The 2,898-nt window shown below is 69.2% G+C and carries 3 protein-coding genes; 2 read left to right on the top strand and 1 reads right to left on the bottom strand.

Going from position 1 to position 2,898, the window contains the following annotated elements:
* A partial coding sequence (locus B1A78_RS21255) for a MaoC family dehydratase N-terminal domain-containing protein (RefSeq protein ID WP_179102124.1) occupies positions 1–423 on the bottom strand: 423 nt, incomplete at its 3' end.
* Positions 424–592: 169 nt separating this feature from the next.
* On the opposite strand from B1A78_RS21255, the gene B1A78_RS21250 reads away from it, so the two are divergent.
* The gene (locus B1A78_RS21250) at positions 593–1,822 is read left to right on the top strand and encodes an MFS transporter (RefSeq protein ID WP_077148839.1); all 1,230 of its coding nucleotides are present in this window, start codon (positions 593–595) and stop codon (positions 1,820–1,822) included.
* On the top strand, positions 1,819–2,826 hold the full coding sequence (locus B1A78_RS21245; protein WP_083734406.1) for an alpha/beta hydrolase: 1,008 nt from the start codon (positions 1,819–1,821) through the stop codon (positions 2,824–2,826). Before B1A78_RS21250 ends, B1A78_RS21245 begins: the two co-directional genes overlap by 4 nt.
* Positions 2,827–2,898 lie beyond the last annotated feature (72 nt).

Here is a 2,898-nt window from a genome sequence, read left to right as displayed (position 1 = left end):
CGTCTGCCGCTCGCTCACTGCCAGCACATCATTCGCGCGCGTTTCATGCTCGACCTCGGCAAAGACGAGTTGGCCCGACGCGCCGTTCTTTTCCTTGATCGCGGCGAGCGTCGAGGTGCGCGCGATTTGGGCGCCCGCGGCGATCGGCGCATGGAACCGCACGTCGCTCGCCGCCCACATGCGGCGCGGCAGCGGGATCGGCGGCATGAAGCTGCCCGGATCGTCCTGGCGCAGCGGATGTCCGTCGGGACCGAGTGCCGCGGTCGGCGCGTCGGGAAGGCAAAGGCACCAGTGGATCGCCTGCGCCGCAATATCGCCCGTCGCATCGCTGTCGATCGTCGCCCGAAAACGCGCGAGCGACGCCGGGGTCAGCACATCGCGCTGTTCGATGCGGCGCCCGAGCCATGCTGTCCAATCCGCCATCCCGATCTCCCTGCCGCTGTTTCTTGCGGGGTCGGTAAGGGGTTATGCGGCGGCCGAACAGCCCAAAACGGCAGGATCTCTTCGCAGTCAGCCGAGGGGGCAGGCATCATTTTTTCGAATGACATCGATAACAATTGCGGCTAAATCCATCTCATAACGGGAGAGAGAGATGGATTCTGCGCATGCGAACCTCGCGGCCGCGCCCTCGGCGTCGGGCGACGGCGGCGATCCCGGCCGGTTGGGCGCGAAGGTGTCGGGGCTCTATCTGGCGCTCTATATCCATTACGGCTTTTTCGCTTTCCTGCCCTTGTGGCTGAAGGCGACGGGGGCGTCGCCCGAGGAAATCGGCGTGCTGCTCGCGATCCCGCTGATCCTGCGGCTGCTCACCGTCGCGCCCTTTTCGGCCTTTGTCGGGCGGCGCGGGTGGGTGCGCAACGCGATCGCCTATACCGCGCTCGCCTCGGCGGCGATCGTGCTGTCGCTGCTCGGCGAGCCCGACCATGCCGGGCGCATCGTCATCGTGATCCTCTTCTCGATCGTCTGGGACCAGATCCCGGTGCTGACCGACGCCTATGCGGTGATGGCGGTGCGCAGCCGCGGGCTCGATTTCGGGCGGCTGCGCGTCTGGGGCTCGATCGCGGTCGTCGCGTCGAACGCTGCGGCGGGCTGGGCGATCGCGGTCGCGGGGATCAAGGCGTTGCCGCTGATGGTCGCGGCGCTGCTGCTCGCGCCCGCGCTGGTCGCCTTCCTGCTTCCCGCCGACCGCACGCTCGCCGCCGCCGACGACGCGGCGGCCGGGGGCCGCTGGCGCGACCTGTTCGGCGACCGGCCGCTGATGATGGGCATGATCGCGGCATCGCTGATCATGGGCAGCCATGGCGTGCTCACCAGCTTCGGTGCGATCCAGTGGGAGGCGCAGGGGATTTCGACGACGGTGATCGGCCTGCTCCAGGCGCTGGCGGTCGCGGCCGAAATCCTCGCCTTCTGGTTCGGCGCCAGGCTGCTCGGCGACCGCGATCCGCGCTTGCTGATCTGCGCCGGAGCGCTCGCGGGGGCGCTGCGCTGGGCGATCATGGCGACGAGTCCCGCGCTGCCGCTGCTGATCGCGGGGCAATTGCTCAACGGCATTACCGCGACGGGGACGATCCTCGGCATGATGCTGATGATCGCGCACCGCGTGCCGACGCACCTCAGCGCGACGGCGCAGGGCATGTACGCCGTGCTGCTCGGCGCGGTGCTGGCGGTCGCGACGATGGGGTCGGGGCTGTTGTGGTCGTGGGGCCTCGCGGTCGCCTATCTCAGCATGGCGGCGCTGGCGCTTCTGGGCGCGGTCTTCGCCTGGCCGGGGCGCCCGGGGACGCGGGCCGACAGTTTATCGGGAACGGGAGTGGAAGCATGAAGACCAGCCGATTGTTCGCCGCCGCATTGCTTGCGGGCCTGATGCTGGTCGCGGCGGCCGCACAGACGGCACCGCCGCCGCCGACGCTGAACATGCAGAACTGGCCGCTTCCCGAGACGCTGAGCCCAGAGGGCAAGGCGGCGGCGCAGGCCGCGGCGGCGCAGGCGATGCCCGATCCGCTGCCGCCGATCGCCGACATCCGCGCCTTCATCGGCGCGATGCAGACGAGCATGGGGGCAGAGCTTCAGAAACGCTACGAGGTGCGCGTGGAGGAGACGGAGATCGCCGGGGTGCCGGTGCGGATCGTCTATCCCAAGGGCGTGAGCGCGCTCGGCAAGGGGCCGCTACTGCTCAACCTCCATGGCGGGGGCTTCGCGATCGATTCGGGATCGCTGACCGAAACGATCCCGATCGCGGCGCGCAGCGGACTGCCCGTGGTCGCGGTGCTCTATCGGCTCGCGCCCGAGCATCCCTATCCGGCGGCGCTCGACGATGCGCTGGCGGTGTATCAGGCGCTCGAGAAGGAACGGGGCGCGCAGCATATCGCAGTGTTCGGGACGTCGGCGGGCGCGGTGCTGTCGGGACAGCTTGTCGCGAAGCTCGATAGCATGGGCCGGCCGATGCCAGCGGCGCTCGGCTTCCTCTCGGGCAGCGCCGACCTCGGCGTGCGCGGCGATTCCGAAAGCTGGATGCCGGGGCCTGGCTTCGACTGGGTCGCCGCCTATGCGGGCTCCGCGGCGATGACCGATCCGATCATGTCGCCGATCCGCGGCGACGTGTCGCACTTCCCGCCGACGCTGCTGCTCACCAGTTCGCGCGATTTCCTGCTCAGCCCGACGGCGATCTTCGCGCGCGCGCTGACCGAAAAGGGCGTCGATGCGCGGCTGGTGGTGTTCGACGGCCTGCCGCATGCCTTCTGGGCCTATATGGCCGCGCCCGAGAGCGACCAGGCGAACGAGCTGGTGGCGCGGTTTTTGAAGGACAAGCTGGCGAGGGCGAAATAGCGCGCTGGATGCCGGTTTTGGCGTGGAAAGCGGACCTTGCTCTCCCCTCCCGCAGGCGGGAGGGGTTGGGGG

Source organism: Sphingopyxis sp. KK2 (assembly GCF_001990265.1).
In the GTDB taxonomy this organism is placed as follows: Bacteria; Pseudomonadota; Alphaproteobacteria; order Sphingomonadales; family Sphingomonadaceae; genus Sphingopyxis.
The sequence above is the reverse complement of the archived record's forward strand: the minus strand, read 5'-3'. Positions and strand labels throughout refer to the sequence as shown.

Excerpts from the sequence above, each read along its gene's own strand:
- B1A78_RS21250 (WP_077148839.1), top strand. The coding sequence starts at position 593 with ATGGATTCTGCGCATGCGAACCTCGCGGCCGCGCCCTCGGCGTCGGGC.
- B1A78_RS21245 (WP_083734406.1), top strand. The coding sequence starts at position 1,819 with ATGAAGACCAGCCGATTGTTCGCCGCCGCATTGCTTGCGGGCCTGATG.